The sequence below is a fragment of the Staphylococcus intermedius NCTC 11048 genome (assembly GCF_002902385.1).
GTDB classification, from domain to species: Bacteria; Bacillota; Bacilli; order Staphylococcales; family Staphylococcaceae; genus Staphylococcus; species Staphylococcus intermedius.
In genome coordinates this window covers 23,479-30,740 of sequence record NZ_PPQH01000051.1, presented here as the reverse complement: position 1 = coordinate 30,740, position 7,262 = coordinate 23,479, and the positions used below count along the sequence as shown (strand labels likewise).

Sequence of the window (7,262 nt, the reverse complement as noted above, 5' to 3'; positions counted from 1 at the left end):
ACATTATAAAATAAATATCAAAAAAGCTGATTTCCATCAAATAATTAATAGAAATCAGCTTTTTTACATTGCCTAAGAACTTAATGTCCCAGCCTCTTTTTTTATATTTAGCTCAACCAATAAAATACGCCTAAGGGTTTGCACAAAATGTGTGAGACTTCATCGTAAACAAACTCAAAAGCCAAAGATACTTGTCTTTCAATAATGTCACCGTTTTAAAGTGTTGCAAAATAATGACAAAATTTTAAAGTCAATTGCTGAACTTGCACGTGTAATTATTCAAAGTGATTTAACTTTAGTATAATTAATTTAACGAATGAATGGAAGAATGGACCTATGTTAAAGAAAAATAAATGGTTGATTGTATTCATTGTTGTCGCACTCGTTGTAGTCATTGCTTTAAGTTTTGCTACGTTTAAAACATCAAAAAAAGGAACGAGCGAATCAGGAGAAACATTAGCAGCAGAGACTCAAAAACAACCTACACAAGGGAAAAAAGGTGCTAAAGTGTTGCTCGTAGAATTTGGTGACTTTAAATGCCCGTATTGTGGAGATTTTGAACGTAAAATTAAACCACAATTAGAAAAAGAATACATCGATAATAAAAAAGTGGAGTTTCGATATGTCAACGTATTAATTCATGGAGATGAGTCTGAACTTGGCGCTAAAGCAGCACTTGCGGTAAATCAATATGCGCCTGAGAAATATTGGCAGTTTCATCATGCACTGTTTGAACAGCAACCTAAAAATAAAGATGATGTCGGTAGTCAACATTGGTTAACAGACGATTTAATTCAAAAGCAATTACAAAAATTAGGTTTAAGCGAGCAAGAACGTAAACAAATTACAGCGGCTTATCGAGATAAAAATGGTGAGATGGCTAAGCGTGCACAAGAAGATCATACATTAGCGAAAAAAGAAGAAGTGCCTTACGTACCTGCATTATATGTGAACGGTAAACGGATTGAAGATGAGACAGATTTTGACGCGATTAAAAAAGAAGTCGACAAAGCACTAGAAGAATAAAATCGTAACAGATGATTTGAAACAGAATCGAGATGTTCCACATGAAACTTTTAGGTGAAAATCCTTTCTAGAGCATGAAATTTTCGCAATAAAAAGGTATAATATATAAGTGAGCAAATATGAATGGAGTGATGAATTTGGCTGAGGAAATAATCGTTGATGGCGCACTAACTTTAGGACAATTTTTAAACTATGAAGGCATTATTGAATCTGGGGGCCAAGCGAAATGGTTCTTAAGTGAATATGAGGTCTTCTTAAATGGTGAATTGGAAACGCGTCGTGGCAAAAAATTGCAAGATGGCGATCAATTAGACATTCCTGAAGTTGGTTCATACATCATCAAATTCGGTGAGCAATGAAACTCAAAACACTCCAACTAGAAAATTATCGCAATTATGAAGAGATAAGCCTGGATTGTCACCCAGAGGTCAATATCCTGATTGGCGAAAATGCACAAGGTAAGACGAATTTATTAGAATCGATTTATACTTTGGCACTTGCAAAAAGTCACCGGACAACGAATGACAGGGAATTAATCCGCTTTAATGCTGAGTATGCTAAAATAGAAGGTGAACTTAATTTTCGTCATGGTGTGATGCCACTCACGATGTTTATTACGAAAAAAGGTAAAAAAGTTAAGGTGAATCATTTAGAGCAGAGTCGTTTGACCCAGTATATTGGCCATTTGAATGTCGTCCTCTTTGCCCCGGAAGATTTAAGTATCGTCAAAGGAGCACCACAAGTGAGACGACGTTTTATTGATATGGAGCTCGGTCAAATTTCGCGGTTGTATTTGAATGATTTATCTCAATATCAACGCATTTTAAAACAACGCAATCATTATTTGAAGCAACTACAACTCAAAAAAACACAAGATACAACGATGCTTGAAGTATTGAATCATCAATTTGTAGAATATGCGGTTAAGGTGACTCAGCGTAGGCAGCAATTCATTAAAGAGTTAGAATTGCTTGCTGCGCCGATTCATTCTGGCATTACGAATGAGCGAGAAACTTTGACACTGCAATATTTACCAAGCATTAAAATAAAAGACGTCTCGCAGTCTGAGGACGTCTTAATTCAACAAGTGCTAGAAGATGTGCAACACCATATGGAACGTGAAATTGAGCGAGGTGTGAGTTTGTATGGACCACACCGTGACGATTTGGCGTTTCAGGTCAATGGCATGGATGCACAAACATACGGCTCTCAAGGCCAACAACGCACGACAGCACTTTCGATAAAATTAGCAGAAATAGAATTAATGAATCAGGAAGTGGGGGAATACCCCATTTTGTTACTTGATGACGTTTTAAGTGAGTTGGATGATGCACGTCAAACACATCTTTTGAGCACCATTCAACATAAAGTACAAACTTTTGTCACGACCACGTCAGTAGATGGTATTGATCATGAAATTATGAAGGATGCAAAGGTATATCGGATTACACAAGGAAATATAAAGCAATAGGCAGAAAGTGAAGGTGGAAGTTTTGGCTGATGTGAACAACTCAGAAAACTATGGCGCAAGTCAGATTCAAGTATTGGAAGGTCTTGAAGCGGTACGTAAGCGACCAGGTATGTATATTGGTTCAACTTCAGAACGCGGTCTGCATCATCTCGTTTGGGAAATTGTCGATAACAGTATTGACGAAGCACTTGCAGGATATGCTGATAACATAGAAGTAGTCATTGAGAAGGATAATTGGATTAAAGTTACGGACAACGGTCGTGGGATTCCTGTCGATATTCAAGAAAAAATGGGACGTCCTGCAGTCGAAGTTATTTTGACAGTATTACACGCTGGTGGTAAGTTCGGCGGCGGTGGATACAAAGTTTCAGGTGGTTTACACGGTGTGGGCTCATCAGTAGTGAACGCCTTAAGTGACACATTAGAAGTTTATGTGCACAGAGACGGCCGTATTCATCATCAAGCGTATCATAAAGGTGTCCCTGCATTTGACTTAAAACAAGTGGGAGATACAGATCAAACGGGAACAGTCATCCGTTTCAAAGCGGACGGTACGATTTTCCAAGAGACAACCGTTTATAACTATGAAACATTACAAAAACGTATTCGTGAATTGGCGTTTTTAAATAAAGGTATCCGTATTACGCTCACAGACGAACGTGACGAAGAAAACGTGCGTGAGGATAGTTACCACTATGAAGGTGGAATTAAGTCGTATGTGGAGCTTATAAACGAAAATAAAGAGCCTTTACATGAAGAGCCAATTTATGTTCACCAAACACGTGATGATATTGAAGTGGAAATCGCATTACAATACAACAGTGGCTTTGCTACAAATTTATTGACATATGCGAACAACATTCATACGTATGAAGGTGGAACACACGAAGACGGCTTTAAGCGTGCACTCACAAGAGTACTGAACAACTATGGTGCGCAAAGTAAGTTGATTAAAGAAGACAAGGATCGTTTATCAGGTGAAGATACACGCGAAGGCTTAACAGCAGTCGTGTCGATTAAACATGGTGATCCACAATTCGAAGGTCAAACGAAAACAAAATTAGGTAACTCGGAAGTCCGTCAAATTGTTGACCGCGTCTTCTCAGAGCTTTTTGAACGCTTTTTATTTGAGCATCCACAAGTGGCACGCATCATTGTAGAAAAAGGAATTATGGCATCACGTGCACGTATTGCTGCGAAAAAAGCACGTGAAGTAACGCGCCGTAAATCTGCTTTGGATATTTCTAGCTTGCCAGGTAAATTAGCGGACTGTTCGAGCAAAGATCCGTCTGAAAGTGAGATTTTCTTAGTAGAGGGTGACTCTGCCGGGGGGTCTACAAAATCAGGTCGTGACTCACGTACACAAGCGATTTTACCGTTGCGTGGTAAAATTTTAAACGTTGAAAAAGCACGTCTAGATAAAATTTTGAGCAACAATGAAATTCGTCAAATGGTAACCGCTTTTGGCACTGGGATTGGTGGCGAATTTGATATTTCGAAAGCACGCTACCATAAGATTGTCATTATGACCGATGCGGATGTCGATGGTGCACATATTCGTACGTTATTACTCACATTCTTCTATCGCTTTATGCGTCCGTTGATTGAAGCGGGTTATGTGTATATTGCACAGCCACCGTTGTACAAGCTGACGCAAGGTAAACAAAAGTATTATGTGTTTAATGATCGTGAGCTTGATAAACTGAAAGAAAAACTGAATCCTACGCCAAAATGGTCTATTGCACGTTATAAAGGTTTAGGTGAGATGAATGCGGATCAGTTATGGGAGACAACAATGAACCCAGAAAATCGTGCGATGTTACAAGTGACTTTGGATGATGCGATTGAAGCAGACCAAACTTTTGAAATGTTAATGGGCGATGTCGTTGAAAATCGTCGTCAGTTCATTGAAGATAACGCCGTATACGCGAACCTGGATTTCTAGAATGAGAATTGGAAAATGAGAAGGAGGATATCTTGATGGCTGAAACACCTGAATCAAGAATTAATGAACGTAATATCAGCAAAGAGATGCGCGAATCGTTTTTAGACTACGCGATGAGTGTTATCGTATCTCGTGCTTTGCCAGACGTAAGAGATGGTCTAAAACCTGTACATCGTCGTATTTTGTATGGCCTCAATGAACAAGGGATGACCCCTGACAAGCCGTATAAAAAATCTGCCCGTATCGTAGGGGATGTCATGGGGAAATACCATCCACATGGTGACTCGTCAATTTATGAAGCAATGGTACGTATGGCACAAGATTTCAGCTATCGTTATCCACTTGTAGATGGTCAAGGTAACTTCGGTTCAATGGATGGTGATGGTGCCGCGGCAATGCGTTATACAGAAGCACGTATGACGAAGCTTGCACTCGAATTATTACGCGACATCAATAAAGACACGATTGATTTTATCGATAACTATGACGGTAATGAACGTGAACCAAGCGTCTTGCCATCACGTTTCCCTAACTTGCTCGTCAATGGTGCGTCAGGTATCGCGGTTGGGATGGCGACAAATATCCCGCCTCATAATATGCGAGAAGTGATTGATGGCGTACTCAGCCTAAGTCATAATCCGGATATTACGATTAGTGAATTGATGGAAGACATTCAAGGCCCAGACTTCCCGACTGCCGGGTTGATTCTTGGTAAGAGTGGGATTCGACGTGCATACGAGACAGGTCGTGGTTCTGTCATTATGAGAGCTAAAGCTGAAATTGAATCTCGTGGTGGCGGTCGTGAACGTATAGTTGTGACAGAAATTCCATTCCAAGTGAATAAAGCACGTATGATTGAAAAAATTGCGGATTTAGTTCGTGATAAAAAGATCGATGGCATTACAGATTTACGTGATGAAACGAGTTTACGTACAGGTGTGCGTGTCGTGATTGATGTGCGTAAAGATGCGAATGCGAGCGTGATTTTGAATAATTTATATAAACAAACACCGCTTCAAACATCATTTGGTGTGAACATGATTGCCTTAGTCAATGGCCGTCCACAATTGATTAATTTGAAGCAAGCACTTTATCATTACTTAGAGCATCAAAAAGAAGTTGTACGCCGTCGTACGGAATACAATTTACGTAAAGCGAAAGACCGCGCGCACATTCTTGAAGGCTTAAGAATTGCACTGGATCACATTGATGAAATTATTACAATCATTCGTGAATCAGATACAGATAAAGTTGCGATGGAAAGTTTACAGTCGCGCTTTGCCCTTTCAGAACGTCAAGCACAAGCCATTTTAGACATGCGTTTAAGACGTCTGACAGGCTTAGAACGTGACAAAATTGAACAAGAATACAATGATTTAATTGCGTATATTGCTGAATTAGAAGCGATTTTAGCAGATGAAGAAAAGCTATTAGAACTTGTCCGTGAAGAATTGACGGAGATTAAAGAGAAGTTTGGCGATGAGCGTCGTACTGAAATCCAACTCGGTGGAATTGATCAATTAGAAGATGAAGATTTAATCCCAGAAGAGCAAATCGTCATCACATTGAGTCATAACAATTACATTAAGCGTCTGCCTGCTTCAACGTATCGTGCACAAAATCGTGGCGGTCGTGGCGTACAAGGTATGAATACGCTTGAAGATGATTTCGTAAGTCAGTTAGTGACGACAAGTACGCACGACCATGTCCTGTTCTTTACTAACAAAGGACGTGTTTATAAACTTAAAGGTTATGAAGTGCCGGAACTCTCCCGTCAGTCTAAAGGGATTCCAATTGTTAACGCCATTGAGCTAGATCAAGATGAAGTGATTAGCACGATGATTGCGGTTAAGGACTTAGACTCTGAAGAAGACTTCCTCGTGTTCGTAACGAAAAAAGGTTTAATCAAACGTTCAGCGTTAAGCAACTTCAACCGTATTAATCGTAATGGTAAAATCGCGATTAAATTCCGTGATGATGATGAACTCATTGCTGTTCGTCTAACTGATGGTGATAAACATATTCTTATCGGTACAGCGCAAGCCTCACTCATTCGTTTTAAAGAAACAGACGTACGTGCGATGAGCCGTATTGCTGCAGGTGTGAAAGGGATCCGTTTAAGAGATGGTGATGAAGTCATTGGTTTAGACGTTGCTGATGATGACAATAAAGATGAAATTTTAGTCGTGACGGAAAAAGGTTACGGTAAACGTACATCGATAGAAGACTACCGTCTGTCTAACCGTGGCGGTATGGGTGTAAAAACAGCGAAATTGACTGAACGTAATGGTCGACTCGTGTGTATTACAACTGTAGAAGGTGACGAAGATTTAATGGTTGTGACAAACCAAGGTGTGATCATTCGTATGGAAGTCTCTAATATTTCCGTGAATGGTCGTATGGCACAAGGGGTTCGTCTCATTCGATTAGATGATGAACAATATGTATCGACAGTGGCAAAAGTGAAGAAAGAGCCAGAAGACCTCGAATCAGATGAAGATACAGGCGTATCAGAGGTAAGTGATGTGGCAGACGATGCAACAGAAGTCGTTGTAGATGATGCGACACCTGGCGATACAATTCATACGGAAGCACCAGAACCTGAAGCATCACCAGAACGCGAAACATTAAGAGAAGACTTTATGGATCGCGTGAATGAAGATATTGAAAATGAAGATGAATAACATATAATTTAAAAGACGATGGTCTCGTGTAATTCTTGAGATCATCGTCTTTTTATCGTCAGATTGCTGAACCGACTTTATATTATAACGGAATGGATGACAAATTGAGGGTTCGCGTTCCTAGGCGCCTCGCTTC

General features: G+C 39.8%; 5 protein-coding genes. All 5 read left to right on the top strand.

Annotated features, from left to right (window positions below; translation table 11 throughout):
* Positions 1-336 precede the first annotated feature (336 nt).
* The 5 genes from CD138_RS11005 to gyrA all read left to right on the top strand — a co-directional run bounded on the left by CD138_RS11005 (position 337) and on the right by gyrA (position 7,126).
* Complete coding sequence (locus CD138_RS11005; protein ID WP_019169015.1) at positions 337-1,026, top strand: DsbA family protein; 690 nt, start codon at positions 337-339, stop codon at positions 1,024-1,026.
* A 119-nt stretch (positions 1,027-1,145) separates the two neighbouring features.
* A complete protein-coding gene (locus CD138_RS11000; RefSeq protein ID WP_019169016.1) occupies positions 1,146-1,385 on the top strand; it encodes an RNA-binding S4 domain-containing protein in 240 nt (79 codons plus the stop codon).
* Positions 1,382-2,497: a DNA replication/repair protein RecF gene (gene recF / locus CD138_RS10995; protein WP_019169017.1), complete on the top strand. Its 1,116-nt coding sequence runs from the start codon at positions 1,382-1,384 to the stop codon at positions 2,495-2,497. The genes CD138_RS11000 and recF overlap by 4 nt, the downstream gene beginning before the upstream one ends.
* A 13-nt stretch (positions 2,498-2,510) precedes the next feature.
* Positions 2,511-4,442 carry a DNA topoisomerase (ATP-hydrolyzing) subunit B gene (gene gyrB, locus CD138_RS10990; RefSeq protein WP_373364648.1) on the top strand — a complete coding sequence of 644 codons (1,932 nt, stop codon included), beginning with the start codon at positions 2,511-2,513 and terminating at the stop codon, positions 4,440-4,442.
* Between the two features lie 35 nt (positions 4,443-4,477).
* Complete coding sequence (gene gyrA, locus CD138_RS10985; RefSeq protein ID WP_019169019.1) at positions 4,478-7,126, top strand: DNA gyrase subunit A; 2,649 nt, start codon at positions 4,478-4,480, stop codon at positions 7,124-7,126.
* Positions 7,127-7,262 lie beyond the last annotated feature (136 nt).

Excerpts from the sequence above, each read along its gene's own strand:
- CD138_RS11005 (WP_019169015.1), top strand. The coding sequence starts at position 337 with ATGTTAAAGAAAAATAAATGGTTGATTGTATTCATTGTTGTCGCACTC.
- CD138_RS11000 (WP_019169016.1), top strand. The coding sequence starts at position 1,146 with ATGAATGGAGTGATGAATTTGGCTGAGGAAATAATCGTTGATGGCGCA.
- recF (WP_019169017.1), top strand. The coding sequence starts at position 1,382 with ATGAAACTCAAAACACTCCAACTAGAAAATTATCGCAATTATGAAGAG.
- gyrA (WP_019169019.1), top strand. The coding sequence starts at position 4,478 with ATGGCTGAAACACCTGAATCAAGAATTAATGAACGTAATATCAGCAAA.